Annotated in this window: 23 protein-coding genes and 1 tRNA gene; 11 read left to right on the forward strand and 13 right to left on the reverse strand. The window is 64.5% G+C overall.

The window, feature by feature from the left end; translation table 11 throughout:
• Nucleotides 1-18: 18 nt before the first annotated feature.
• From nusA to BSY239_RS08695, 8 genes are all read right to left on the reverse strand, one after another.
• Entirely contained in the window at nucleotides 19-1,518 is a 1,500-nt protein-coding gene (nusA, locus tag BSY239_RS08660; RefSeq protein ID WP_069046491.1) for a transcription termination factor NusA, read from the reverse strand.
• A 51-nt stretch (nucleotides 1,519-1,569) separates the two neighbouring features.
• Nucleotides 1,570-2,169, reverse strand: coding sequence for a ribosome maturation factor RimP (gene rimP / locus BSY239_RS08665; protein ID WP_069046492.1), 600 nt, complete (start codon nucleotides 2,167-2,169; stop codon nucleotides 1,570-1,572).
• Between the two features lie 181 nt (nucleotides 2,170-2,350).
• Nucleotides 2,351-2,572: a DUF2788 domain-containing protein gene (locus BSY239_RS08670; RefSeq protein ID WP_056274579.1), complete on the reverse strand. Its 222-nt coding sequence runs from the start codon at nucleotides 2,570-2,572 to the stop codon at nucleotides 2,351-2,353.
• Between the two features lie 3 nt (nucleotides 2,573-2,575).
• The gene (locus BSY239_RS08675) at nucleotides 2,576-3,325 is read right to left on the reverse strand and encodes a DUF2189 domain-containing protein (RefSeq protein ID WP_069046493.1); all 750 of its coding nucleotides are present in this window, start codon (nucleotides 3,323-3,325) and stop codon (nucleotides 2,576-2,578) included.
• A gap of 63 nt (nucleotides 3,326-3,388) precedes the next feature.
• Nucleotides 3,389-5,080: an ABC transporter ATP-binding protein gene (locus tag BSY239_RS08680; RefSeq protein ID WP_083239891.1), complete on the reverse strand. Its 1,692-nt coding sequence runs from the start codon at nucleotides 5,078-5,080 to the stop codon at nucleotides 3,389-3,391.
• Entirely contained in the window at nucleotides 5,077-6,147 is a 1,071-nt protein-coding gene (locus tag BSY239_RS08685) for an ABC transporter permease (protein WP_172823091.1), read from the reverse strand. Before BSY239_RS08685 ends, BSY239_RS08680 begins: the two co-directional genes overlap by 4 nt.
• Nucleotides 6,113-7,141, reverse strand: coding sequence for a microcin C ABC transporter permease YejB (locus BSY239_RS08690; RefSeq protein ID WP_069046495.1), 1,029 nt, complete (start codon nucleotides 7,139-7,141; stop codon nucleotides 6,113-6,115). The genes BSY239_RS08685 and BSY239_RS08690 overlap by 35 nt, the downstream gene beginning before the upstream one ends.
• Nucleotides 7,142-7,248: 107 nt before the next feature.
• Nucleotides 7,249-9,033 (reverse strand): extracellular solute-binding protein, encoded by a 1,785-nt coding sequence (locus tag BSY239_RS08695; RefSeq protein WP_069048881.1) that lies wholly within the window; start codon nucleotides 9,031-9,033, stop codon nucleotides 7,249-7,251.
• 101 nt (nucleotides 9,034-9,134) lie between these two features.
• Between BSY239_RS08695 and fabI the strand changes: the two genes are divergently transcribed.
• Nucleotides 9,135-9,932: an enoyl-ACP reductase FabI gene (gene fabI / locus BSY239_RS08700; protein WP_069046496.1), complete on the forward strand. Its 798-nt coding sequence runs from the start codon at nucleotides 9,135-9,137 to the stop codon at nucleotides 9,930-9,932.
• Nucleotides 9,933-9,956: 24 nt separating this feature from the next.
• Nucleotides 9,957-10,808: a DNA ligase gene (locus BSY239_RS08705; protein WP_069046497.1), complete on the forward strand. Its 852-nt coding sequence runs from the start codon at nucleotides 9,957-9,959 to the stop codon at nucleotides 10,806-10,808.
• Here the strand turns inward: BSY239_RS08705 and BSY239_RS08710 are convergent, their stop codons facing one another.
• Complete coding sequence (locus BSY239_RS08710; protein ID WP_069046498.1) at nucleotides 10,809-13,091, reverse strand: arginine/lysine/ornithine decarboxylase; 2,283 nt, start codon at nucleotides 13,089-13,091, stop codon at nucleotides 10,809-10,811.
• A 197-nt stretch (nucleotides 13,092-13,288) separates the two neighbouring features.
• Here BSY239_RS08710 and BSY239_RS08715 point away from each other — a divergent pair, with 197 nt between their 5' ends.
• From BSY239_RS08715 to BSY239_RS08730, 4 genes are all read left to right on the forward strand, one after another.
• Nucleotides 13,289-13,714 (forward strand): NfeD family protein, encoded by a 426-nt coding sequence (locus BSY239_RS08715; protein WP_069046499.1) that lies wholly within the window; start codon nucleotides 13,289-13,291, stop codon nucleotides 13,712-13,714.
• A 63-nt stretch (nucleotides 13,715-13,777) separates the two neighbouring features.
• Nucleotides 13,778-14,692 (forward strand): SPFH domain-containing protein, encoded by a 915-nt coding sequence (locus BSY239_RS08720; protein ID WP_069046500.1) that lies wholly within the window; start codon nucleotides 13,778-13,780, stop codon nucleotides 14,690-14,692.
• A gap of 25 nt (nucleotides 14,693-14,717) precedes the next feature.
• Nucleotides 14,718-15,110 carry a DUF2237 family protein gene (locus tag BSY239_RS08725; protein WP_069046501.1) on the forward strand — a complete coding sequence of 131 codons (393 nt, stop codon included), beginning with the start codon at nucleotides 14,718-14,720 and terminating at the stop codon, nucleotides 15,108-15,110.
• A 36-nt stretch (nucleotides 15,111-15,146) separates the two neighbouring features.
• Nucleotides 15,147-15,236, forward strand: a tRNA-Ser gene (locus BSY239_RS08730).
• A 71-nt stretch (nucleotides 15,237-15,307) separates the two neighbouring features.
• Here the strand turns inward: BSY239_RS08730 and BSY239_RS08735 are convergent.
• The 4 genes from BSY239_RS08735 to BSY239_RS08750 form a co-directional block, all read right to left on the reverse strand.
• Nucleotides 15,308-15,757 carry a hemerythrin domain-containing protein gene (locus BSY239_RS08735; RefSeq protein ID WP_069046502.1) on the reverse strand — a complete coding sequence of 150 codons (450 nt, stop codon included), beginning with the start codon at nucleotides 15,755-15,757 and terminating at the stop codon, nucleotides 15,308-15,310.
• Nucleotides 15,758-15,958: 201 nt separating this feature from the next.
• Nucleotides 15,959-17,143 (reverse strand): branched-chain amino acid ABC transporter substrate-binding protein, encoded by a 1,185-nt coding sequence (locus tag BSY239_RS08740; RefSeq protein WP_156775443.1) that lies wholly within the window; start codon nucleotides 17,141-17,143, stop codon nucleotides 15,959-15,961.
• Between the two features lie 190 nt (nucleotides 17,144-17,333).
• Nucleotides 17,334-17,768 carry a DNA polymerase III subunit chi gene (locus tag BSY239_RS08745; protein ID WP_069046504.1) on the reverse strand — a complete coding sequence of 145 codons (435 nt, stop codon included), beginning with the start codon at nucleotides 17,766-17,768 and terminating at the stop codon, nucleotides 17,334-17,336.
• Between the two features lie 8 nt (nucleotides 17,769-17,776).
• The gene (locus tag BSY239_RS08750) at nucleotides 17,777-19,285 is read right to left on the reverse strand and encodes a leucyl aminopeptidase (RefSeq protein WP_069046505.1); all 1,509 of its coding nucleotides are present in this window, start codon (nucleotides 19,283-19,285) and stop codon (nucleotides 17,777-17,779) included.
• A gap of 25 nt (nucleotides 19,286-19,310) precedes the next feature.
• On the opposite strand from BSY239_RS08750, the gene lptF reads away from it, so the two are divergent.
• From lptF to BSY239_RS08775, 5 genes are read left to right on the forward strand one after another with little or no spacing between them, the layout of a single operon-like run.
• Nucleotides 19,311-20,429, forward strand: a complete 1,119-nt coding sequence (lptF, locus tag BSY239_RS08755; protein ID WP_069046506.1) for an LPS export ABC transporter permease LptF — start codon at nucleotides 19,311-19,313, stop codon at nucleotides 20,427-20,429.
• On the forward strand, nucleotides 20,426-21,544 hold the full coding sequence (lptG, locus tag BSY239_RS08760; RefSeq protein ID WP_069046507.1) for an LPS export ABC transporter permease LptG: 1,119 nt from the start codon (nucleotides 20,426-20,428) through the stop codon (nucleotides 21,542-21,544). The genes lptF and lptG overlap by 4 nt, the downstream gene beginning before the upstream one ends.
• Nucleotides 21,545-21,551: 7 nt before the next feature.
• Nucleotides 21,552-21,917, forward strand: coding sequence for a sirohydrochlorin chelatase (locus tag BSY239_RS08765; protein WP_069048882.1), 366 nt, complete (start codon nucleotides 21,552-21,554; stop codon nucleotides 21,915-21,917).
• Nucleotides 21,914-22,858 (forward strand): CysB family HTH-type transcriptional regulator, encoded by a 945-nt coding sequence (locus tag BSY239_RS08770; protein ID WP_069046508.1) that lies wholly within the window; start codon nucleotides 21,914-21,916, stop codon nucleotides 22,856-22,858. The genes BSY239_RS08765 and BSY239_RS08770 overlap by 4 nt, the downstream gene beginning before the upstream one ends.
• A gap of 4 nt (nucleotides 22,859-22,862) precedes the next feature.
• Entirely contained in the window at nucleotides 22,863-24,041 is a 1,179-nt protein-coding gene (locus BSY239_RS08775; protein WP_069046509.1) for a pyridoxal phosphate-dependent aminotransferase, read from the forward strand.
• The last annotated feature ends 7 nt before the right edge of the window (nucleotides 24,042-24,048 follow it).

The following is a 24,048-nucleotide window of genomic DNA, read 5'->3' on the forward strand; positions in this document are numbered from 1 at the left end:
CCGATGGGCCTCCGCTGGTCAGGTCGTGGATTGCGCTTCGTCACCGGTGAACCAGTGAGCGCGTGCCAGCATGATCAGCGCGGTGGCCTCTTCAGGCGTCTGTGCGGTGATGTCGGTGAGCTCGTCGGTGGCCAGGTCGGCCAGCTCGTCGCGGGTGTGGATGCCGGCGTCGGCCAGCTTGGCGATCAGCTCCGGGGTCACGCCTTCGAGGTCGCGCAAATCTTGCGACACCTCTTCGACGCTCTCTTCGCGAGCGATTTCCATGGTCAGCAGGGCATCCTTGGCGCGGGTGCGCAGCTCATTGACCGTGTCTTCGTCAAAAGACTCGATCTCCAGCATTTCCTGCAGCGGCACATAGGCCACTTCTTCGAGGCTGGTGAAGCCTTCTTCGATCAGGATGTCGGCAATCTCCTGGTCCACGTCCAGCTTGGCCATGAAGATCTTGCGGATGCCGTCGGCCTCTTCGGCCTGCTTCTGGGCCGACTCGTCGGCCGTCATGATGTTGATGCGCCAGCCGGTCAGCTCGGACGCCAGGCGCACGTTCTGGCCACCGCGGCCGATGGCGATGGCGAGGTTTTCCTCGTCGACCACCACGTCCATGGCATGGCGCTCTTCGTCCACCACGATGGAGACCACGTTGGCCGGGGCCAGCGCGCCGATGACGAACTGCGCCGGGTCTTCGGACCACAGCACGATGTCCACACGCTCGCCTGCGAGTTCGTTGGTCACGCCGTTGACGCGCGAACCGCGCACACCGACACAGGTGCCGATGGGGTCGATGCGGCGGTCGTTGGTGTGCACGGCGATCTTGGCGCGCGAACCCGGGTCGCGGGCGCAGGTCTTGATCTCCAGCAGGCCTTGTTCGATTTCGGGCACTTCCTGGCGGAAGAGTTCGATCATGAACGACGGGGCCGAGCGTGACAGCAGGATGGGCGCGCCGCGCAGCGTCAGATCCACGTCCATGATCATGGCGCGCACGCGGTCGCCGGTGCGGAAGTTCTCTTTCGGGATCATCTCGCCGCGCTTCAAGCGACCTTCAACCCGGCCGCTCTCGACGATCAGGTCGCCCTTGTCCATGCGCTTGACGGTGCCCACAAAGATCTTGTCGCCGCGCGACATGAAATCGTTGAGCAGCATCTCGCGCTCGGCGTCGCGGATCTTCTGCAGGATCACCTGCTTGGCAGCCATGGCACCGATGCGGCCGATCGGCACGCTTTCGACCGGCTTCTCGATGAAGTCGCCTTCTTCGATGTCGGCGAGTTCGTCGCGGGCGTCGGTCAGCAGTTCTTCGGCGTCGGGGTTCTGCAGGCCGGCCTCATCGGGCACCACCAGCCAGCGGCGGAAGGTCTCGTAGGCACCGGTGTCCGGGTCCATGGCCACGCGGATGTCCACGTCGCCCTTGTAGAGTTTTTTGGTGGCCGAGGCCAGCGCCAGTTCCACGGCGCCCAACACGACGTCGCGCTCGACGTTCTTCTCGCGCGAGATCGCATCGATCAGCATCAACATTTCGCGGTTCATTTCACTCGCCCACCTTTCCGAATTGCATGTCCTGGGTCACTTTGATTTCTCTCATTCATCGCTGTCTGAAGCGTTGGCTCCAGGGGCCTGACGGCCCTTGAAATTCACGATCGGCGCCAAGCGCGCCTGCTGGATGTCGTCCAGCGAAAAGGTCATGGCCTGCATGGGCACGGGCGCGCGCTTCTTGCTCACCCGCGCGCCGGGCTTGGGTTCGGGCGCATCGCTCCAGACCACCTGCCACTGCACACCATCGTCGGCACGCTCCAGCGTGCCCCTGAATTTCTTGCGGTTCGCCGCCACGTCGGTTCCGGTGGCGCCGATCGGCGCTTTCAAGGTGAGGTCGATCACGTGACCTTCAAACCTCACATAGTCAATTTCACGTTTGAGTGGCCGGTCAATGCCCGGCGAACCCACTTCGAGGCGGCGGTATTCCAGGCCCTCGACTTCCAGCAGGTATTGCAACTGACGCGTGATTTTTTCGCAATCCTCGACCGTGACAAAACGCTCCACCGGCACGGGCTGGCCCGCAACGGGCGCCTCCCACGGCAGATCGATCGTGACCTTCAGCAAGCCACTGCCCGAGCGCTCCAACTCCACCAGGTCAAAACCCAGTCCGGTAACGGTCTGCTCTACGATCTCTTGCCAAGCCATGCTGATGGTGTCTGCCCAGGGTGGACCAAAGAATCAACCCTGTGGATTACCCCAGGGTCAAAAGCGTTCGGCCAAAAAAAATGGGCCGGTAGTTACCCGCCCATTTGGTCGTGAAGCTCGCATTGTAACGCCTGCAACAGGCGATTGGCAACCCTATCAACAGTTCAATGCTGAACACCGTTCAAATACCCAGAACCCATTGAATGAGGTTCTTTGCCAGAAACCCCAACATGCCGAATGACAGGACCAGAAACAGCACGAAGGTGCCGAACTTGCCGGCCTTGGATTCGCGCGCCAGGTTGAACACGATGAAGAGCATGTACAGGATGAAGGCGCCGACGCCGAAGGTCAGGCCGAACTGGGCGATCTGGCCTTCGGTGTAGCCGAACAGGGTGTTGCCCATGGCTCAGCGCCCCATCCGATGGGCGGTCAGGTCGCGGTAGGCGTGCCAGCTGGCGTGGGCCAGCAGCGGGATCAGCACAATGAGCCCGAGCAAGGCGGTGAGCATGCCCAGTCCGACCAGCAGGGCAATCACCACCGCCCACAACGCCATGGGCCCGGGATGGCTGGCCACGGCGCGCCAGCTCTCCGTCACTGCCTCCATCACCGAGACGCGGGTGTCCACCAGCATGGGCAGGGCCACCACGGTGGACGCGAACACGGGCGCTGCGAGCAAGGCGCCGAGCAACAGCCAGACCTCGAACAGGCCGATTTCGCGCACCAGCACGACGTGACGCAGGAAATCCACCGGCTTGAGGATGGGCACGGGCGACCACAGCGTGATGAGTCCGGCCGAGGTCAGCACCCAGCCCGTGCCGGCCAAGCCCAGCAGCAGGCCGAACTTCACCAAACGGCCATCGCCCGAGCGCCAGAGCTCAACCACCTCGCCCAGGCCGGCGCTGCGCTGGCGGCTGACCTGGTAGAGCCCGGTGGCGAGGATGGGCGCGACGATGAGAAAGCCCGAGAAGGCACCGGCCAGCAGCCAGAACTGGTCACGTGCAGCCCAGAGCAGCAGCCAGCCAAAGGCGGTGAGCAGCAAGCCGTGTACCAGGCCCGGTACCGGGTTGCGCCGCAGGTCGGCCCAGCCCAGAGCCAGCCAGCGCCCAGGCGACCGAAGCGAGACAGGGCGTGTGGAAGCGAGAGAGGAATCGGTCATGAGCGTCGGTTATACGCCGCCCATCTCGTCAGCAGCCTGACGCAAGTCAAGCCTTTGAGCGCATCAGGCGGCGGCCTGCACCAAGGTGCGGGTGTAAGGGTGCTCGGGGGCGCGCAGCACCTGCTCAACCGGGCCACTTTCGACCACCTCACCGTCCTTCATCACGATCACATGATGCGCCATGGCCTGGATCACATCCACGTCGTGCGTGATCAGCAAGTAGCTCAGGCCGCGTTCGCGCTGCAGGCGCTGCAGCAGGGCCAGCACCTGCTTCTGAACGGTGACATCCAGCGCGCTGGTGGGCTCATCGAGCACGAGCAGTTGTGGATCGATGATGAGCGCGCGGGCGATGGCCAGTCGCTGACGCTGGCCACCCGAAAATTCGTGCGGGTAGCGCTGCAACCAGTCGCCACCGCGCCGCGGGTCGTCCACCAGGCCCACATCGGCCAGTGCCTTGACCACGCGCTCACGGCGTTGCGCCACGGAAAGCCCAGGCTGGTGCACCAGCAGTCCTTCGCCCACGATCTGTTCGATGGTCATGCGCGGGGACAGCGATGAAAACGGATCCTGGAACACGACTTGCACCCGCTGGCGCAGCGCCCTGCTCTCGCCACTCTTCAAAGCTTGCGTCCAGTCGGATCCTGTGACCTGCAAGTTGCCTTGGTAGGGCAGCAAACCCAGCGCGGCGAGCGCAAGCGTGGACTTGCCCGAGCCCGATTCGCCAATCACGCCCAGCGTCTGACCCGGCGCCACGTCCAGGTCGGCGCCCTGGACCGCGACGAACTCACCTTTCTTGAACCAACCCGTCAGGCCGGGCAGTGGAACGGGATAACCCACGCGCAGGCCGCGGGCTTGCAGCACCGGCGTGGCATCGGCGGCGGGCGGCTGGGCCGGCGCCACGTCGCGCTCGGGTTTGCTCGCCAACAGCATCTGGGTATAGGCGTGCTGCGGCGCGGCAAACACGTCGCTCACTGCGCCCTGCTCCACCAGATGACCCTGCTCCATCACGGCCACGCGGTCGGCGAATCGGCGCACCAGGTTCAGGTCGTGCGTGATCAGCAACACCGCCATGCCGTGCTGGCGCTGCAAATCTGCCAGAAGATCCAATATCTGGCCACGCAGGCTCACATCCAACGCGGTGGTGGGCTCGTCGGCCAGCAGCAGCTTGGGCGCACTGGCCAGGGCCATGGCGATCATGGCGCGCTGGCGCTGGCCGCCGCTGAGCTGGTGCGGGAAGGCATCGGCGCGGCGCGCCGGCTCCGGGATGCCGGTGGAGGCCAGCAGCTCGATGGTGGACGCGAGCGCCTGACGCGGCGTGAGGCCCTTTTTGAGCTGCAAGACCTCGCCGATCTGGTCGCCCACGGTGTAGAGCGGGTTCAGCGCCGTCATGGGTTCCTGAAAAATGATCGCCACCTCGTCACCGCGCACACCGCGCAGCTGGTGTTCGGTCAACTGCAGCAGATCGCGTCCATTGAGCAGCGCCGAGCCACTCACGTCGGCGTTGTGCACCAGGCGCAGCAGCGAGAGCGCCGAGACCGTTTTTCCCGAGCCGGATTCGCCCACCAGCGCGAGCTTTTCGCCCGCCTTGATGGAAAAGTCGATGCCGTGAACGACTTCCTGGCCGCCGAACGAGACGCGCAGGCCTTTGACGTTGAGGAGCGTGGGGCCGGGCCCCGCCGCCGGGCCGCCCCAAGGCCGGGCAGCCCCCTCGGGGGGCAGCGAACCTCGCGAAGCGGGGAGCGTGGGGGCCGTCATTTGTCGGCCTTTCTCGGATCGAGCGCATCGCGCAGCGCATCGCCCATGAAGGTCAGCAGCAGCAGCGTGATCACCAGGACCGCGAAGGTGGAGAGTGAAATCCACCAGGCGTCGATGTTGTTTTTGCCCTGGCTCAGCAGTTCACCCAGCGAGGGCGTGCCGGGCGGCACACCCAGGCCCAGAAAGTCGAGCGAGGTCAGCGCCAGGATCGCCGCGCTCATGCGGAACGGCAGGAAGGTGACCACCGGCGTGAGGCTGTTGGGAAGCACGTGGCGCCAGATGATCTGCCAGTTGGACAGGCCCAGCGCGCGCGCGGCACGCACGTAGTCGAGCTGGCGGTTGCGCAGAAACTCGGCGCGCACGTAGTCACTCAGACCCATCCAGCCGAACAGGCTGAGCAGGATCAACAACAGGCTGATGCTGGGCGCGAACACGGCCGAAAAGATGATGAGCAAATACAACTCCGGCATGGAGCCCCAGATTTCGATGAAGCGCTGGAAGGCGAGATCGGTCTTGCCGCCGAAAAAACCCTGGATGGCGCCGGTGACCACACCCAGCAACACACCGATGACGGTGAGCGCCAGTGCGAACAGCACGCTCACGCGAAAACCGTAGATCAGTTGCGCCAGCAGGTCGCGGCCGCGGTCGTCGGTACCGAACAGGTTGTCCAGCCTCGGCGGCGAAGGATTGGGCAGCTTGGCGAAGTAGTTCAGTGTCTGCGGGCCATACGGATTGGGTGCGTAGATGGCCCAGTTGTCGCCTTGGGTGATCTGCTCGCGGATGAAGGGATCGAGGTAGTCGGTGGTGGTGTCGAAGTCGCCGCCGAACACGGTTTCTGCATAGTCCTTGACCATGGGGAAATAGGTGGTGCCTTCGTAGCGCACGACCAAGGGCCGGTCGTTCGACAGCACCTCGGCGAACAAGCTGCCGACCACCAGCAGGCAGAACAGCACGAGGCTCCAGTAGCCCAGACGGTTGCGCTTGAAGCGCCGCCAGGCGCGCGCGCTCGGGGACAACGACGGTGTCACGGCTTCAGTCGAATTTGACACGCGGGTCCACCCAGACATAACAGAGGTCGGAAATCAGCTTGGTCACCAGGCCGATGAGCGTGAAAAAGAACAAAGTACCGAGCACCACCGGGTAGTCGCGCCGGATCACACTTTCGTAGCTCAGCAAACCCAGACCGTCGAGCGAAAAAAGCGTTTCGATCAACAACGACCCCGCGAAGAAAGCGCCGATGAAGGCCGACGGAAAGCCCGTGACGATGGGAATGAGCGCATTGCGGAAGATGTGTTTCCACAGCACCTGCCGCTCGCTCAGGCCTTTGGCGCGCGCTGTCATCACGTACTGCTTGCGGATCTCTTCCAGGAACGCGTTCTTGGTCAGCATGGCCGTGACCGCAAAACTGCCCAGCACCATGGCGGTGACCGGCAAGGTGATGTGCCACAGGTAGTCGACGATGCGGGCGCCCCAGCTGAGTTCTTCCCAGTTGGAGGACGTGAGGCCGCGCAGCGGGAACCACTGCAACTGCCCGCCAAAGATCACCAGCAGCGCGACACCCAGCACGAAGCCGGGGATGGCGTAGCCAATGAGCACGAGCAAGGTGGTGACCAGATCGAAGCGCGAGCCGGCGCGCACCGCCTTGGCCACGCCCAGCGGCACGGCCACGCCGTAGCTGATGAGGAAGGTCCACAGGCCCAGCGTGATGGAGACCGGCAGTTTCTCCATGATGAGTTCGGACACCGCCTTGTTCTGGAAAAAGCTGGTGCCCAGGTCGAAGCGCGCGAACTGGCCGAGCATCTGGAAGAAGCGCTCATGCGCGGGTTTGTCGAAGCCGTAGAGGGCCTTGATCTGCTCGATGCGTTTGGGGTCAACACCCTGTGCGCCTCGGTACACCGAACCACCTTCGGCCCCCGCTGCGCCGGCACCCGCACGGGCTTCGGCGAGATACTGATCCACCGGCCCACCCGGCACGAACTGGATCACCACGAAGGTCAGCAGCAGCACCCCGAACAGCGTCGGGATCATCAGCAGGAGGCGTTTGAGGATGTAGACCCACATGGTGCGTCAGTCCCTTCGAGGTGAGAGGGCCGCCGCGCCGGGCCGCCCCAAGCAAGGCCAGCCCCCTCGGGGGGCAGCGATCCGCGCAGCGGTGGAGCGAGGGGGCATCATTTCTGAGCCCACCAAGTGTCGATGGCCCACACCTCACCTGATGCGTAAGGCGGCATGTCCTTTGGACGAGCCAGTCGCCACGCGTTGTAAGCCATGCGGTGCGTCGTGGCCGACCACTGCGGGATCAGCACATGGCTGTGGGTGATGGCGCGGTCGAGCGCGCGGCAGGCCGCCAGGAACTCGGGCTGCGTGGGTGCTTCGATCATGCGTTCGATCAACGCGTCCACGGCGGGGTTGGCGATGCCGGTGTGGTTGCCCGAGTCTTCAGTTTTGGCCGCCGCGCTGCCGAACAGGTCAGCGTACTCGGCACCCGGGTTGTTGGTACCGCCATAGGCCAGCGAGACGATGTCGAAATCGAAACTGCGCAGGCGCTGCTGGTAGAGCGCAAAGTCCACCGGGCGAAACTTGAGCTCGACCCCGAGCTTGGTCAGGTTGCGTATCCACGGTGTGACCACACGCGCGCCGGTCTCGTTGCTGTCCAGGTACTCGAGCACCATGGCCTGGCCTTGCGCGTTGCGCAACTGGCCGCCCTGAACCGTCCAGCCGGCCTCGCGCAGCAAGGCCTTCGCACGCTTGAGGTTGCCGCGCAGGGAGTTCGCTCCATCGGTTCGAGGCGCCGCGTACACCGGACCGAACACAGCGGGCGGCAACTGCTTGCGCCAGGGCTCCAGCAAAGCCAGCTCTTCGGGCGATGGCGTGCCCTGCGGCGAACAATCGGTGTTTCCGAACAGGCCCTGCACGCGCTGGTAGGCGTTGTAGAACATCTGCCGGTTCATCCACTCGTAGTCCATCGCCAGGCCCAGCGCCTCTCGCACGCGGATGTCGTCCAACGGCGGGCGGCGCGTGTTGAGCACATAACTTTGAAAGCCGGTGGGCAGACGGTGCGTGAACTCGCCTTTGACGAGTTCACCCGTGTCGAACTTCTTGCCGTTGACGCGGCGCGCCCAGTCGCCGGCCGAGAAAAAGCGCATGAGATCGAACTCGCCGGCCTTCAGGGCTTCGAGCTTGGCCGTGTTGTCCTTGTAGATCTTGACGACGATGCGGTCGAAGTTGGCGGTGCCGCGGCGCACCGGCAAGTCCCGCGCCCAGTAGGCCGGGTCGCGCACATAGGTGATGTCCTTGCCGAATTGCACCGGGCCGATTTTGTAGGGCCCGCTTCCGATGGGAATGTCGGTCACGACCTGGTCGAAGGTCTTGCGTTGTCCGGTCTTGGGATCCACCGAGTTGCCCCAGGCCCGGCTGAACACCGGCAGACCGCCCACGGTCAGCGGCAGTTCGCGGTTGGGCTTCTTGAAGCGGTAACGCACCGTGCGTTCGCCCAGCACGTCCAGCCCGGCCACGTCCTGCAAGACGGTCTTGAAGGCGGGTGAGGTGTGCGGACCCATGAGCGTGTCGAAGCTGTGCTTCACGTCGGCGGCGAGCACCGGATCGCCGTTGTGGAAGCGCGCGGTGTCACGCAACTTGAACGTGACCGACAGGCCATCGGGCGCGGTGGCCACATCTTCGGCAAGCAAACCGTACGCGGCGCCGTTTTCGTCCAGCGCACCGGTGAGCAAGGAGTCGAACATGAGGTCCGACAAATACGCCGGGGCGCTGCCACGCAGCGTGAAGGGGTTGTATTTGTCGAAGGTGGACAGCCGCAGGTTGCTCACCAGCCGCAGCTCTCCGCCCTTGGGAGCGGTGGGGTTGACGTAGTCGAAATGCGTGAAGCCCTCGGGGTACTTGAGCTGGCCCCACAGCGCGTAACCGTGAGCCGCCCAAGCGAGCGGGCTGAGGAGCATCAGCAACGCGGCCAGGGACGTCGAGACGAGTCGGTGGCCGGGGCGGATGCGGGAGAAGTGCATGCGACAATTCTGAAGGATTTTTCATTGGAGACAGAAACATGGGTTTTCTCACTGGCAAGAAATTGCTGATCACGGGCGTGCTGTCCAACCGGTCCATCGCTTACGGCATCGCCAGGGCCTGCCACCAGCAGGGTGCCGAGCTCGCATTCAGCTATGTCGGCGAGCGCTTCAAGGACCGCATCACCGAGTTCGCGGCCGACTTTGACTCCAAACTCATCTTTGACTGCGACGTGGGTGACGATGCCCAGATCGAGAAACTGTTTGCCGACCTGGCGCAGGTGTGGCCCAAGTTCGACGGCTTCGTGCACAGCATCGGCTTCGCCCCGCGCGAAGCCATTGCCGGCGACTTTCTGGATGGTCTGACGCGCGAGAACTTCCGCATCGCCCACGACATCAGCGCCTACAGCTTCCCGGCCATGGCCAAGGCCGCGCTGCCCATGCTCAACGAGAAGTCGGCCCTGCTCACCCTCACCTACCTCGGCGCCCTGCGCGCCGTGCCCAACTACAACACCATGGGCCTGGCCAAGGCCAGCCTGGAAGCCTCGGTGCGTTACCTGGCCGAGTCGCTCGGCCCCAAGGGCATGCGCGTCAACGGCATCAGTGCCGGCCCCATCAAGACCCTGGCCGCCAGCGGCATCAAGGACTTCGGCAAGCTGCTGAACATGGTCGCCAGCGCCTCGCCGATCCGCCGCAATGTGACCATCGAAGACGTGGGCAACGTGGCCGCCTTTTTGCTGAGCGATCTGGCCGGTGGCGTGACCGCCGAGATCACCTATGTGGACGGTGGCTACAGCCACACCACGGGCGTGAGCCGCGACAGCGAAGCGCTGAGCTGATCCCTTTGCGCTTCGGGGAGCGTTGTGAAGCGGCGCGAACTGCTCGGCGTGCTGGGCCTCCTTTGGGCTGGCCTGTCCGGTGCTTCGCGGGCTGGCGACACTCCCGCCTTGATGCTCGCCAAGGTCTACCGACCCGGTGTGCCGCTGCGCGACTACTGGCTGAGTGAAAAATACGACGGCCTGCGCGCCTGCTGGGATGGCCAGCGGCTGCTGACCCGGGGCGGTGAGGCCATCACCGCACCCGACTGGTTCACGGCCGGCTGGTCCGCCGAGTCCATGGACGGTGAACTCTGGATCGGCCGCGGGCGTTTTGAAGAGACGCTCTCCACGGTGCGCCGACTGACCCCTGGCGAAGATGCGTGGCGGCGGGTTCGCTTCATGGTGTTCGACTTGCCCGCCCACCCGGGGCGTTTCACCGAACGCATCCAGGCCTACCAGACGCTTGTGAAAAGACTCAACCAGCCCTGGGTGCAGGCCGTCGCTCAAGAGCGCGTCGCCAGCAACGCCGAGTTGATGGCCCGACTGGACCGTCTGGTGAAAGCCGGCGGCGAGGGTCTGATGCTGCACCGGGGCGATTCGTTCTACCGCGCCGAGTGGAACGACGAGCTGCTGAAGGTGAAGACGCACGAAGACGCCGAGGCCCGCGTGCTGCAGCACCTGCCGGGCCAGGGCCGCCACGCCGGCCGCCTGGGTGCCCTGCTGGTCGAAACGCCCGAGGGCGCCAGGTTCCGCCTGGGCACCGGCTTCTCCGATGCCCAGCGTGACCATCCACCCGCGGTGGGCGAATGGGTCACCTACCGCTTTCGCGGCGTCAATGGGAGCGGCGTGCCGCGCTTCGCCAGTTTCGTGCGGGTGCGGCCTGACGCACCACGCTGATCAGGCCTTGACGCAGTCGGCGAAGTAACGCTTCCTGCCGTCATCGCCGACCATTTCCACCAGACCGTGGATGTCGGTCTCGAAGCCCGGGCACTGGGCGTTGAACTCGCGCGCGAACTTGAGGTAGTCGACGATCTTCTTGTTGAACACCTCGCCCGGGATCAGCAGCGGGATGCCCGGCGGGTACGGCGTGACCAGGCTGGTGGTGATGCGGCCTTCGAGCTCGTCGATCGGCACACGCTCGGTGGTGCGCTGCGCGATGTGCGCGAACGCGTCGGTTGGTTTCATGGCCGGCGTGAGGTCGCTCAGGTACATCTCGGTCGTGAGGCGCGCGATGTCGTAGCGGGCGTAGAGCTCGTGCACGTGCTGGCACAGATCGCGCAGGCCCATCTGCTCGTAGCGCGGGTGCTTCTGGCAGAACTCCGGCAGGATGCGCCACATCGGCTGGTTCTTGGCGTAGTCGTCCTTGAACTGCTGCAGCGCGGTCAGCAGCGTGTTCCAGCGGCCCTTGGTGATGCCGATGGTGAACATGATGAAGAAGCTGTACAGGCCGGTCTTCTCCACCACCACACCGTGCTCGGCGAGAAACTTGGTGACGATGGATGCCGGGATGCCTTCGGGCTCGAAACGGCCGTCCAGGTTCAGGCCCGGGGTGACGATGGTGGCCTTGATCGGGTCCAGCATGTTGAAGCCCGGCGCCATGTCGCCAAAGCCGTGCCATTCCTTGGCGGTGGCCTGTGAGCCCGCCGGATCGGGGTTGAGCACCCAGTCGATGGCCTCGCCCATGCCTTCTTCGGCCAGGTCGTCCGGACCCCAAACCTTGAACCACCAGTCGTCGTCGCCGAACTCGGCGTCGATCTTGCGCATGGCGCGGCGGAAATCGAGCGCTTCAAAGATGCTCTCCTCCACCAGCGCCTTGCCGCCGGGCGGCTCCATCATGGCCGCGGCCACGTCGCAGCTGGCGATGATGGCGTACTGGGGGCTGGTGCTGGTGTGCATCAGGTAAGCCTCGTTGAAGAGGTGGCGGTCGAGCTTGACGTTCTGCGAGTCCTGCACGAGCACGTGGCTGGCCTGGCTGATCCCGGCGAGCAGCTTGTGGATGGACTGGGTGGCGTACACCACCGACTCCATGGGGCGCACGCGCTTTTTGCCCATGGCGTGGAAGTTGCCGTAGAACGGGTGGAAGGCCGCGTGCGGCAACCAGGCTTCGTCAAAGTGCAGGTTGGCCACGTAACCGTCGAGCATCTGCTTGATGGCTTCGGTGTTGTAGAGCACGCCGTCGTAGGTGGACTGGGTGAGTGTGAGCACGCGGGGCTTGACCGCGTCGGCGTCCACGCCGGCCAGCAGCGGGTTGGCGCGGATCTTGGCCTTGATTGCGTCGATCTCGAACTCGCTCTGCGGGATCGGGCCGATGATGCCGTAATGGTTGCGCGTGGGCTTCAGGAAGACGGGGATAGCGCCCGTCATGATGATGCTGTGCAGGATGGACTTGTGGCAGTTGCGGTCCACCACCACCACGTCGCCCGGCGCCACCGTGTGGTGCCAGACCATCTTGTTGCTGGTGCTGGTGCCGTTGGTCACGAAGAAACAGTGGTCGGCGTTGAAGATGCGCGCCGCGTTGCGCTCACTGGCGCCAATGGCGCCGTTGTGGTCCAGCAGCTGACCCAGTTCTTCCACCGCGTTGCACACGTCGGCGCGCAGCATGTTCTCGCCGAAGAACTGGTGGAACATCTGGCCCACTGGACTTTTGAGGAACGCCACGCCACCCGAGTGACCCGGGCAGTGCCATGAATACGAGCCGTCTTCGGCGTAGTCGAGCAAGGCCTTGAAAAACGGCGGCTGGATGCCTTCGAGATAGCTCTTGGCCTCACGGATGATGTGGCGCGCCACGAACTCGGGCGTGTCCTCGAACATGTGGATGAAGCCGTGCAGCTCGCGCAGGATGTCGTTGGGCAGATGCCGGCTGGTCTTGGTCTCGCCGTAGATGTAGATCGGCACGTCCGAGTTCTTGCGCCGCACCTCGTCGATGAAGTTGCGCAGGTTCAGCACCACCGGGTCGAGGTCGGCTCCGTGGCTGAACTCCTCGTCGTCGATCGACAGGATGAAGGCGCTGGCCCGGCTCTGCTGCTGGGCAAACTGGCTCATGTCGCCGTAACTGGTCACCCCCACCACCTCGAAGCCCTCGACCTCGATGGCCTGCGCCAGCGCACGGATGCCCAGGCCCGAGGTGTTTTCGGAGCGGAAGTCCTCGTCGATGATGACGATGGGAAAGCGGAATTTCATGAGGTTCTCCAGCCGCAGGGGGGGTGCGGCCATCAGGCGAAAGAAAGCGCGAAGTGTACGGACAACGTGAGACAGGTTCCCGGTGCGTCCGTTCATTTGCCGCAGAATGTGGCATTGGTCAGACAAACGCCGCCCTCTGCCCCCGCAGAGCGGTCGGCACAACGGCCAGACCATCGATTCAATCAACGGGCGCAAACATGTCGGATTCAACCTTGTGGTGGCTGCTGGCGGGTTCCACCGTCGCACTCGAACTCTTCACAGGCACTTTTTACCTGCTCATGATGGCCGTGGGCATGGCCGCGGGCGCATTGGCCGCCCACGCCGGCCTGGGGATGGTGGGGCAGTTGATCGTTGCGGCGAGCACCGGTTCCGCGGCGGTGGTGGCCTGGTATTTCATCAAGAAGCGGCGCGACAGCGAGCCGTCGGTGCGCGCCCTGCGCAGCGTGAACCTCGATGTGGGCGAAATCCTGCAGATCGACGAATGGAACCCCGACGGCACCGCCAGCGTCAAGTACCGGGGCGCGCAATGGACGGTGATCCACCGCCCGGGCAACACGCCCACGGCAGGCACTTACCGCGTGGCCGAGCTGGTGGGCAGCCGCCTGCTGGTCGACAAGGTCTGACACCCGGCGCTGGTCTGCGCCTGCGCTACCCTCACCCTTCCAACTTATCGAGAACCGCCTGCCATGGAAATCGCCATCCTCCTGCTCATCGTCGCCGCCATCTTCATCACGCGCTCCGTCAAGGTGGTGCCGCAGCAGAACGCCTGGGTGGTCGAGCGCCTGGGCAAATACCATTCGTCGCTGGCGCCGGGCTTGAACTTCCTTGTGCCCTTCATCGACAAGGTGGCCTACAAGCACAGCCTCAAGGAAATTCCGCTCGATGTGCCCAGCCAGGTCTGCATCACGCGCGACAACACCCAACTGCAGGTCGACGGCATCCTCTATTTCCAGGTGACCGATCCCATGCGCGCCAGCTATGGCTCGTCCAACTACATCGTCGCTGTGACCCAGCTCGCCCAGACCTCGCTGCGTTCGGTCATCGGCAAGCTGGAACTCGACAAGACCTTCGAGGAGCGCGACATCATCAACGCCCAGGTGGTGCACGCCATCGACGAAGCCGCGCTGAACTGGGGTGTGAAGGTGCTGCGCTACGAGATCAAGGACCTCACGCCGCCCAAGGAGATCCTGCTGGCCATGCAGGCCCAGATCACCGCCGAACGCGAGAAACGCGCACTGATTGCCGCCTCGGAAGGCCGCCGCCAGGAACAGATCAACATCGCCACCGGCGAGCGTGAAGCCTTCATTGCACGCTCCGAAGGCGAGAAGCAGGCCGAGATCAACAACGCGCAGGGTGAAGCGTCCGCCATCCTCGCCGTGGCCGAAGCCACCGCCGAGGCCATCCGCAAGGTGGCTGAAGCCATTCGCCAGCCAGGTGGCCAGGAAGCCGTGCAACTCAAGGTGGCCGAGCGCGCCGTAGACGCGTACAGCAAGGTCGCCGCAGACGCCACCACCACACTCATCGTGCCGAGCAACATGACCGAGGTGTCTGCCCTGATTGCGTCGGCCATGAAGATGGTCGGCAGCAGCAAGACCGTTTGATCCTTTCGCCCTCGTCGAGAACACCATGACCCTCGCGCGCAATGTCCTGGGCACCGAACTGCTGCCCTGCTCCTACGACCCGCTCACCGGCTTCTACCGGGACGGCTGTTGCGAGACCGGCCCCGATGACCATGGCACCCATGTCGTGTGCGCGCGCGTCACGGCCGCTTTCCTCGAGTTTTCACGCGAACGCGGCAACGACCTGAGCACCCCCCGGCCCGAGTGGCGGTTTGCCGGCCTCAAGCCGGGTGATCGCTGGTGCCTGTGCGTTGAGCGCTGGAAAGAAGCCTTGCAAGCCGGCGTGGCACCGCCCGTGGTGCTGGAGAGCACCAACGCCACCACCTTGCAACACGTTTCGCTGGAGGTGTTGCAACAACACGCCTGGCACAAGACGGCCGACGGCAGCTCGACCGCCTGAGCAGGCCCTCGAGGCTGCTACAATCGCAGGCTTCGCGGAGAGGTGGATGAGCGGTTTAAGTCGCACGCCTGGAAAGCGTGTGTGGGCTAATACCCACCGCGGGTTCGAATCCCGCCCTCTCCGCCAGGGATCAAGCAAACACGGGCCTCACGGCCCGTTTTTCTTTTCTGCAGCGGCCATGTTGGCCGCCACCGCCATCAGGCTTCCACAGCCCGCATGCGCTTCAGGTCGCGCCGGTACTTGCCGGCCAGGCTGCTCTTCTGCCGGTCGCTCAGGATCTTGCCGGAGAGCTGGAAGAACTTGGTTTCTTCTTCCTTCAAATGGTGGTGCACCTCGTGCGACAGTTTTTTGGCCAGCTCGCTCCACACCTCCGGTTTCTTGCGGGCCTTGGCGAGGGCTTCGACACATTCATCGATCTCGTGATGCTCCGCAAGGGCGTGCCTTGAGGGCTTGAGGCCCAGGTCGTCCAGCAGGATGGGCGCATAGAGAAATCGCTCTTCGGCTGCGGCATGGGCCGCGAGTTCGGTGCGCAGTTCCTTGAAAATTTCCTGGGCGCGCGGATCTTCCGGTTTGGTGCGCGCCAGCTGCCGGCAGAGCGTGCGCTGCAGTTCGTGGCTTTCCCTCAGAGCTTCGTAGATGTTGTCCATGCCAATGTCCTTGAGTGTTGGGGTGTCGCTTGATCACCTGGGCCGACCATAGCCTCATTCACCCACCACTGGTGTAGGACATCACCGCACCGGTTCATGTCGAAGGTCTTGCCGTGCAAACCGGCGCCGACAAGCAGGATGGCTCGCGCATGAAAAAGGCCACCCGAGGGTGGCCTTTCAAACAGAACCAGGAAACGCCGATCAGCGGATCACAGCCAGGGTGGTGCGGGCACCGGCCTTGTAGGTCATGAGCGTCAGGGCGCCGTTCTTGATGTCGCCCTTTTCGTCAAAGGCGATGTTGCCGGTCACGCCTTTGTAGTTGGTGGCCTTGAGTGCGGGCAGGTAGACCTTGGGGTCTGCGGAGCCGGCGGTCACCATGGCGTTGGCCATGACTTTGACAGCGTCGTACACGTAGGGGGCATACACCTGGACGTCGGCACCGAACTTGGCCTTGAAGTCGGCGCGGAACTTGTCCATGCCTTCTTTCTGTTCGCCTTCAACACCGCCGGCTTCGGCGCAATACACCTGGTCGTCGGCCATGCCGTCAGCGGCCAGCTTGGGCAGCTCGCTGGAGCAGATGCCGTCGCCGCCCATGAACTTGGCGTTGATGCCCAGTTGCTTCATCTGCTTGAGCATCGGGCCGGCCACGGCGTCCATGCCGCCGAAGAACACGACGTCGGGCTTCTTGGCCTTCAGGGTGGTCAGGATGGCGTTGAAGTCGGTGGCTTTGTCGTTGGTGAACTCACGGCCCACCACGGTACCGCCAGCAGCGGCCACACCTTTTTCAAACTCGTCGGCCACGCCCTGGCCGTAAGCCGTGCGGTCGTCGATCACGGCCACGGTCTTGGCCTTGAGGGTTTCCACGGCGTACTTGCCCAGCGTGCCACCCAGGTGCACGTCGTCAGCCACCATGCGGAACACGCCGGCGTAACCTTGGCGGGTGTACTTGGGGTTGGTGGCCGATGGGGAAATCTGGGGGATGCCGGCGTCGTTGTAGATCTGCGAGGCGGGGATGGTGGTACCGGAGTTCAGGTGACCGATCACACCGGCAACCTTGGCATCCACCAGCTTGGTGGCGGCAGCAGTGCCCTGCTTGGGATCGGCTGCATCGTCTTCAGCCAGCAGTTCGAAGGTGACGGGCGCACCGCCGATGGTCAGGCCAGCAGCGTTGAGTTCCTCGATCGCCATCTTGGCGCCGTTTTCATTGTCCTTGCCAAGGTGGGCAATCGCACCGCTGGTGGGGCCGACGTGACCAATCTTGATGACCTGGGCTGCAGGTGCAGGAGCCGCCGCGGGTGCTGCGACCGGCGCGGCTTCTTCTTTTTTGCCGCAAGCGGCAAGAGCGACGGCCGCCGCAAGAACGGCCAATTTCAGGTTCAGTTGCATGGTTTTCCTCAAAAAGGATTGAAAAAGTTAAGCGATGGGAACTTTTGCCATCACGCTCATAAAGATACTCTAAAAAAGCCGTGAATTTCACATACGTGACAAGGCGAAAGCGCAATCGAGGGTTTTCACAGACCCCATCACCGCAGCGAATGCCGCATTAGCGACGGTCATGCGCCAGCGCGGTGCAACTTCAATCCGAAGGCACCAATTGGAGGTCGTGGCGCTGCGGCTCCAGGCCAAGCGCCCTGTATTGGCGCCATCGCTCGCGTGCTGCGGCGCGGTCTGCCTCGTCCAGCGTCACGACCTCGATCACCCGCTTGAAGGCAACGGGGTCGTCGGGCATGTCGTGATGCAGGTTCACCAGAACCAGGTCACCGCGTTGCCCGGGCAGTTGGTGACCAATCTGGATGGGCGACCGTGCGGTCACGGTCTCGGGGTCGTCGCTGCGGCAATGGGGCACGAACTCGCCCGCGCCCATGGTCCACAGCGCTGTGTCGAGCCGGGCGAGATCGCCTTCAGTCACCCACACGAACAGACGCGCGTTTCGCAAGTAGGCCTTGCGCAGCAAGCGACAGGCATAGCCCACCCGGTCGGGCGCGTTGAAGTGAAAAGCGACGTCGGGCACTCGCGGCCTCAGGCTTTGGTGGAGCGGCGGGCCGATGGCTTGGCCGATGAGACAGCCTTGGCGGGCGCCTCGGCCTGATCAATCAGGTACTGCAGCAACAGGGGCACAGGCCGTCCGGTGGACCCCTTCGCCGCCCCGCTCTTCCACGCCGTGCCCGCGATGTCCAGGTGGGCCCAGGGCAGTTCGGTGGCGAATTTCTGGAGGAACTTGGCGGCCGTGATGGCACCGCCCGCGCGGCCAGCCACGTTGCCCATGTCGGCAAAGTTGGACTTGAGGCCGTCGGCGTACTCGTCGTCCAGCGGCATGCGCCAGCACAGGTCGAGCGACTTGTCACCCGCGCTGGCCAGGGCCTGCGCCAGATCGTCGCGCGCCGAAAACAAGCCCGAGCGCACACCACCCAGAGCGATCACGCAGGCGCCAGTCAACGTGGCGATGTCGACCACGCTGCGCGGTTTGAAACGCGCGGCGTAGGTCAGCGCGTCGCACAGGATGAGCCGGCCTTCGGCGTCGGTGTTGAGAATCTCGATGGTCTGCCCGCTCATGCTGGTGACCACGTCACCGGGCTTCACGGCCTGGCCGTCGGGCATGTTCTCGCAGCTGGGAATGAGGCCCACCACGTTGATGGCGGGCTTGAGTTCGGCCAGCGCCGCGAAGGTGCCCAGCACGCTGGCCGCGCCGCCCATGTCGAACTTCATCTCGTCCATGTCGGCGGCGGGCTTGATGGAGATGCCCCCGGTGTCGAACGTGATGCCCTTGCCCACCAGCACCACGGGCGCGCTGCCCTTGGCGCCGCCGTTGTAGTGCATGACGATGAAGCGCAGTGGCTCCACCGAGCCGCGAGCGACCGACAGGAACGAACCCATGCCCAGCGCTTCCACCTGCTTGGGGCCGAGCACGTCCACCTTGAAGCCGGGGTGCTTGCCAAGCTTGCGCGCGGCTTCGCCCAGCATGGTGGGGGTGGCGTGGTTGGCGGGGCGGTTGGCCCATTCCTTGGCGAACTCCACACCCGCCACTTGTGCCTTGCCGATGTTGAAGCCGCGCTGCGCGTCGGCAGCCTTGGTCACACCCAGCACCACGTGCTTGACGATGCGCGCCTTGGCGCTCGGTTTGGTGGTGGTGTAGCAGTAGGTAGCGTCCGCACAGGCCTGCATGGCGGCGCGCACGGCGTCGTCGGTGGCGTCGATCAGGCTGAACACCACGGCGAGTTTCTGGATGCCGGGTTGTTTGAGCGAGCCCATGCCGGCCGACACGGCCTTGCGAACCGACGCGGCAGAGCCATCCCCGGAGCGCACCAGCGTGACGCGCGAAGCCTTGAAGCCTTCCGGACGGTAGCAGGCCAGCATCTTGGCCACGCCGCTTTCCAGGTCTTTGTGCTCGACCGCCTGGGCCACCAGTCGGGTCAGGGCCTGGTCGGCGGACTTCATGGTCGGGGTCGTGTCGGGCACCAACACCAGCAGCGCGTCGACAGGCAGTTGGGCCGCTTGTGCAGCGCTGAGGGATTTGAGTTCGAAGTCCATAATCGTGTTTTCCTTGTAGCAATCGATGTTATTTCATTCTTCCATCCGCAGAGAGCTGGCGCGCAGCTTCGGGGCCACCCTGGTGGTCCTCTTCACCATCGTGCTGACGATGCTGCTGATCCGCACACTCGGCCTGGCTTCTCGGGGCAGCGTGAACCCGCAAGAGATCGCGCTGGTGCTGGGCTACACCGTCATCGGCCGCATGCCCACCATCCTCACGCTGGCCCTGTTCGTGGCCATCGTCTTCACGCTCTCGCGCATGTACCGCGACAGCGAAATGATCATCTGGTTCTCCAGCGGCCGCTCGCTCGGGGGCTTTCTCGGGCCGGTGCTGCGCTTCTCGTGGCCGATCCTGGCGGTCATCACGCTGATGGTGTTTTTTGTCTGGCCCTGGGCCAACCAGCAAACCGACAACCTGCGCAGCCGTTTCGAGCGCCGCGGCGATCTGGAGCGCGTGGCGCCTGGCCAGTTTCAGGAATCGTCGAGTGGCCGGCGCGTCTTCTTCATCGACAAGGACACGGCCGGTGGCACCGAAGGCCGCAACATCTTCATCTCAAGTACCGAAGACGACGGCCGCGAGACCGTCACATCGGCCCGATCGGGCCGCATTGAATGGGTGAGAGACCAGCAGTTCCTGATGCTCAACAACGGCCAGCGACTGGAAACAGCGGCCGATGGCAGCGGTTTGAAAGTCAGCGAATTCCAGAGCTACGGCACGCAGATCGGATCGAGCGCGATCGGGGAACGGGGCACACAACAACTCAAGTCGCGCAGCACCTTGCTGTTGATCACCGAGCCCGACCGGGCCAACCTGGGTGAACTGGGCTGGCGCATCGGCATGGCACTCACCGCGCTCAACTTTGTGTTGATCGCCCTGGCCACGACCGCGGGCAACCCGCGCGCAGGCCGCGGCGGCAACCTCTTCTTCACCCTGTTCTCGTTCGTGTTTTATTACAACCTGCTCAACCTCGGCCAGAGCTGGGTCGCGGGCGGACTGGTGAGCCTGGGCGCTTTCATGCTGATGCTGCACGGCGGGGTGTTCGTGCTGACCGTGCTGTGGCTGACCAAGCGGCACTACAACGTGAGCCTGCGCAGCTGGATCAACAGCCGGCGCAACGCAGCGGCTCAAGGAGTCGCGGCATGAGGACGATCCGGCGCCTGATCTACGGCGAGATCTTTGTGGCGGTGGGCTTCGTGCTGCTGGCCTTTCTGTCACTGTTTTTCTTCTTCGACTTTGTGGACGAGCTGCCGGCGCTGGGCAAACCGTCGGCGCTGGACGCCAAGGTGGTGTACGAGGTGCCCCACGCCCTGCTGTACGTGGGCCTGCTCATGCCCAACCGCATCTACGAGCTGCTGCCGATCTCGGTGCTGATCGGCGCGGTGTTTGTGCTGGCGCGGCTGGCCCAGGGCTCCGAATACACCATCCTGCGCACCAGCGGGCTCGGGCCATGGCGCGCGCTGCGCACCTTGCTCGGCCTGGGCGTGGTGTTTGTGGCGCTCACCTTTGCCATGGGCGACTACCTGGCCCCGCTGGCGGACCGCACTGCGCAACTGCTCAAGGCACGTTACCAGGGCAACATCAGCATCGGCCAGACGGGGGCCTGGCTCAAGGAGCGCCAGCCTTACAGCAACTTCTCGGTCAACGTGGGTTCCATGTCCTCGCAAGGGGAACTGGGCAACGTGCGCATCTTCGAGTTCAACAACCAGGGTTCGCTGGTGTCCACACTGACCGCGGCCTCCGGACAGATCGAAGTGGACGATTCGTGGACCCTGCGTCAGGTGCAGCGCCGCGAATTCGACACCGCCGGCCAGGCCTCGGCACGCATCGTGCGCAGTGCGCTGGAGACCTTCCGCTGGCCCAGCGGCATCAACAGCGAGATGGTGTCGGTGGCGCTGCTCAAGCCCGAGACCATGCGCACGACGGATCTGTTCGGCTACATCCGCCACCTGCAAGCCAACGGGCAGACGGCGCAGCGCTACGAGATCGAGTTCTGGCGCAAGGTGTTCTATCCGCTGAGCTGCCTCGTGATGGTGGTGCTCGCCCTGCCCTTTGCCTACCTGCATTTCCGCTCGGGCAGCATCACCGCCTACGTGTTCGGCGGCGTGATGATCGGCATCAGCTTCTTCCTGCTCAACAACGTGTTTGGCTACATCGGCAACCTCAATGCCTGGCAGCCCTGGCTGGCGGCGGCATCACCCGCGTTGATCTATTCGGTGTTTTCGCTGGCCGCGTTTGGCTGGCTCGTCTTGCGAAGGTAGCGTGTCCATGCTTGGTGTGATCGTGTTTGCCCATGGGTCGCGCGACCCCTTGTGGCGCCTGCCGGTGGAGTCGGTGGCGCAGCAGATTGCGCGCAGCGCCCCGGCGGCGGCTGTGTCGTGCGCCTACCTCGAACTGTGTGAGCCCGACATGGCCACCGCGGTGCGCCAGATGGTCGACGCCGGCGCCACGCGCGTGCGGGTTCTGCCGCTGTTCTTCGGCATGGGCAAACACGCACGCGAAGACCTGCCGGTGCTGATGAAAGACCTGGCCGAGAGCCACCCCCAGGTGCGATTCGAGCAGTTGCCTGCCGCGGGTGAAGACCCGCGCCTGACCGCGCTGCTCGCGCAGATTGCGTTGGAGACCGGGCCATGAACCTGCACCAGTTCCGCTTCGTGCAGGAGGCCGTGCGCCGCAACCTGAACCTGACCGAAGCCGCCAAGGCCCTGCACACCTCGCAACCCGGCGTGTCCAAGGCCATCATCGAACTGGAAGACGAGCTCGGCATCGAGATCTTTGCGCGCCACGGCAAACGCATCAAGCGCGTGACCGAGCCGGGTTTGCAGGTGCTCAAGAGCATCGAGATCATCTTGCGCGAGGTCAACAACCTCAAGCGCATCGGCGAACAGTATTCGGCGCAGGACAGTGGCACGCTCTCCATCGCCACCACCCACACCCAGGCGCGCTATGTGTTGCCCGGCCCGGTGGCCGCGCTTCGCCAGGCCTACCCCAAGGTGGCGATCAGCCTGCACCAGGGCTCGCCCGACCAGGTCGCCAGGATGCTGATGGAAGAAGTGGCCGAGATCGGCATGGCCACAGAGTCGCTGGTGAACTACCCCGAGCTCGTCACCCTGCCCTGCTACGAATGGCAACACGTGCTGGTGTTTCCGTTCGACCACCCGTTGCTGGAGCGCGAGCGCATCACGCACGAAGACCTGGCCCAGGTGCCGCTGATCACCTACCACCCGAGCTACACCGGCCGCACCCGCATCGACCAGGCATTTGCCCTGCGCCACCTGCAGCCCAACATCGTGCTGGAGGCCATCGACTCCGACGTGATCAAGACCTACGTGAAGCTGGGCATGGGCGTGGGCATCGTGGCCGAAATGGCCATGGCCGGCGACAACCAGACACCCGACCTCGTGTCCCGCCCTGCCGCTGATTTGTTTGGCCACAACCTCGCGCGCGTGGCCTTCAAGCGCGGGACCTACCTGCGCCACTTTGTGCTGCGTTTTGCCGAACTGTTGAGTGCACGCCTGACCAGAGACCAAGTGATGCGCGCCATGAGCGGCACCCCCGATGACTACGAGTTGTGAACCCATGAGCCCGAATCCACCCCGCACACCCGCCCTCTCCTCCCGCCTGCCCGACGTGGGCACCACCATCTTCACCGTCATGTCGGCCCTGGCCACCGAGCACAAGGCGGTCAACCTGGGCCAGGGCTTTCCCGACTTTGGTTGCGACCCGGCCTTGCTTGACGCGGTCACCCAGGCCATGCAGGCCGGCCACAACCAGTACCCGCCCATGCCGGGCGTGCCCGCGCTGCGCCAGGCCATGGCGGACAAGATGCTGGCGCTGTACGGCCTCGCTTGCGACCCGGCCACCGAGATCACCGTGACCGCAGGCGCCACCCAGGCCATCCTCACTGCCCTGCTGGCGGTGGTGCACCCCGGCGACGAGGTCATCGTGCTGGAGCCCTGCTACGACAGCTACGTGCCCAACATCGAACTGGCCGGTGGTGTGCCGGTGCGCGTGCCGCTCACAACCGGCAGCTTCCGCCCCGACTTCGACCGCATCGCAGCCGCCATGACACCGCGCACTCGCGCCATCGTCATCAACAGCCCGCACAACCCCAGCGGCACCGTGTGGAGCGCGGCCGACATGCAGCGCCTGCAAGACCTGCTCGCGCCCACCGACGTGCTGCTGATCAGCGACGAGGTGTACGAGCACATGGTGTTCGACGGGCAACAACACCAGAGTGCCGCGCGTTTTCCGGGCCTGGCGGCACGCGCCTTCATCGTCAGCAGCTTCGGCAAGACCTATCACGTGACCGGCTGGAAGGTGGGCACCGTGGTCGCACCCGCCGCGCTCACCGCCGAGTTCCGCAAGGTGCACCAGTTCAACGTGTTCACGGTGAACACACCGGTTCAGCACGCCCTGGCCACCTACATGGCCAACCCCGCGCCCTACCTCGAACTCGGCGCGTTCTACCAACGCAAGCGCGACCTGTTCCGCGAGGGCCTCGCCGCCACGCGTTTTCGCATGCTCGCGGGCGAAGGCACCTACTTCCAGTGCGTCGACATCTCCAGCCTGGCCGTGCCCGAACGCGACCTGCCCGAGGGCGACTTTTGCCAGTGGCTCACCAAGGAAATCGGCGTGGCCGCGATCCCGCTCTCGGCCTTCTACGGCAACGGGTTTGATCAGCGCGTGGTGCGTTTCTGCTTCGCAAAAAGAGACGACACCTTGCAGGAAGCGCTCAAGCGCCTGTCACGCCTGTAGCCGCGCA

Source organism: Hydrogenophaga sp. RAC07, from assembly GCF_001713375.1.
Lineage (GTDB): Bacteria > Pseudomonadota > Gammaproteobacteria > Burkholderiales > Burkholderiaceae_C > Hydrogenophaga.

What these genes read in the sequence shown, in the direction of transcription:
- nusA (WP_069046491.1), bottom strand. Translation starts at nt 1,518, where the DNA reads ATGAACCGCGAAATGTTGATGCTGATCGATGCGATCTCGCGCGAGAAG.
- rimP (WP_069046492.1), bottom strand. Translation starts at nt 2,169, where the DNA reads ATGGCTTGGCAAGAGATCGTAGAGCAGACCGTTACCGGACTGGGTTTT.
- BSY239_RS08670 (WP_056274579.1), bottom strand. Translation starts at nt 2,572, where the DNA reads ATGGGCAACACCCTGTTCGGCTACACCGAAGGCCAGATCGCCCAGTTC.
- BSY239_RS08675 (WP_069046493.1), bottom strand. Translation starts at nt 3,325, where the DNA reads ATGACCGATTCCTCTCTCGCTTCCACACGCCCTGTCTCGCTTCGGTCG.
- BSY239_RS08680 (WP_083239891.1), bottom strand. Translation starts at nt 5,080, where the DNA reads ATGACGGCCCCCACGCTCCCCGCTTCGCGAGGTTCGCTGCCCCCCGAG.
- BSY239_RS08685 (WP_172823091.1), bottom strand. Translation starts at nt 6,147, where the DNA reads ATGTCTGGGTGGACCCGCGTGTCAAATTCGACTGAAGCCGTGACACCG.
- BSY239_RS08690 (WP_069046495.1), bottom strand. Translation starts at nt 7,141, where the DNA reads ATGTGGGTCTACATCCTCAAACGCCTCCTGCTGATGATCCCGACGCTG.
- BSY239_RS08695 (WP_069048881.1), bottom strand. Translation starts at nt 9,033, where the DNA reads ATGCTCCTCAGCCCGCTCGCTTGGGCGGCTCACGGTTACGCGCTGTGG.
- fabI (WP_069046496.1), top strand. Translation starts at nt 9,135, where the DNA reads ATGGGTTTTCTCACTGGCAAGAAATTGCTGATCACGGGCGTGCTGTCC.
- BSY239_RS08710 (WP_069046498.1), bottom strand. Translation starts at nt 13,091, where the DNA reads ATGAAATTCCGCTTTCCCATCGTCATCATCGACGAGGACTTCCGCTCC.
- BSY239_RS08715 (WP_069046499.1), top strand. Translation starts at nt 13,289, where the DNA reads ATGTCGGATTCAACCTTGTGGTGGCTGCTGGCGGGTTCCACCGTCGCA.
- BSY239_RS08720 (WP_069046500.1), top strand. Translation starts at nt 13,778, where the DNA reads ATGGAAATCGCCATCCTCCTGCTCATCGTCGCCGCCATCTTCATCACG.
- BSY239_RS08725 (WP_069046501.1), top strand. Translation starts at nt 14,718, where the DNA reads ATGACCCTCGCGCGCAATGTCCTGGGCACCGAACTGCTGCCCTGCTCC.
- BSY239_RS08735 (WP_069046502.1), bottom strand. Translation starts at nt 15,757, where the DNA reads ATGGACAACATCTACGAAGCTCTGAGGGAAAGCCACGAACTGCAGCGC.
- BSY239_RS08740 (WP_156775443.1), bottom strand. Translation starts at nt 17,143, where the DNA reads ATGCAACTGAACCTGAAATTGGCCGTTCTTGCGGCGGCCGTCGCTCTT.
- BSY239_RS08750 (WP_069046505.1), bottom strand. Translation starts at nt 19,285, where the DNA reads ATGGACTTCGAACTCAAATCCCTCAGCGCTGCACAAGCGGCCCAACTG.
- lptF (WP_069046506.1), top strand. Translation starts at nt 19,311, where the DNA reads ATGTTATTTCATTCTTCCATCCGCAGAGAGCTGGCGCGCAGCTTCGGG.
- lptG (WP_069046507.1), top strand. Translation starts at nt 20,426, where the DNA reads ATGAGGACGATCCGGCGCCTGATCTACGGCGAGATCTTTGTGGCGGTG.
- BSY239_RS08765 (WP_069048882.1), top strand. Translation starts at nt 21,552, where the DNA reads ATGCTTGGTGTGATCGTGTTTGCCCATGGGTCGCGCGACCCCTTGTGG.
- BSY239_RS08770 (WP_069046508.1), top strand. Translation starts at nt 21,914, where the DNA reads ATGAACCTGCACCAGTTCCGCTTCGTGCAGGAGGCCGTGCGCCGCAAC.
- BSY239_RS08775 (WP_069046509.1), top strand. Translation starts at nt 22,863, where the DNA reads ATGAGCCCGAATCCACCCCGCACACCCGCCCTCTCCTCCCGCCTGCCC.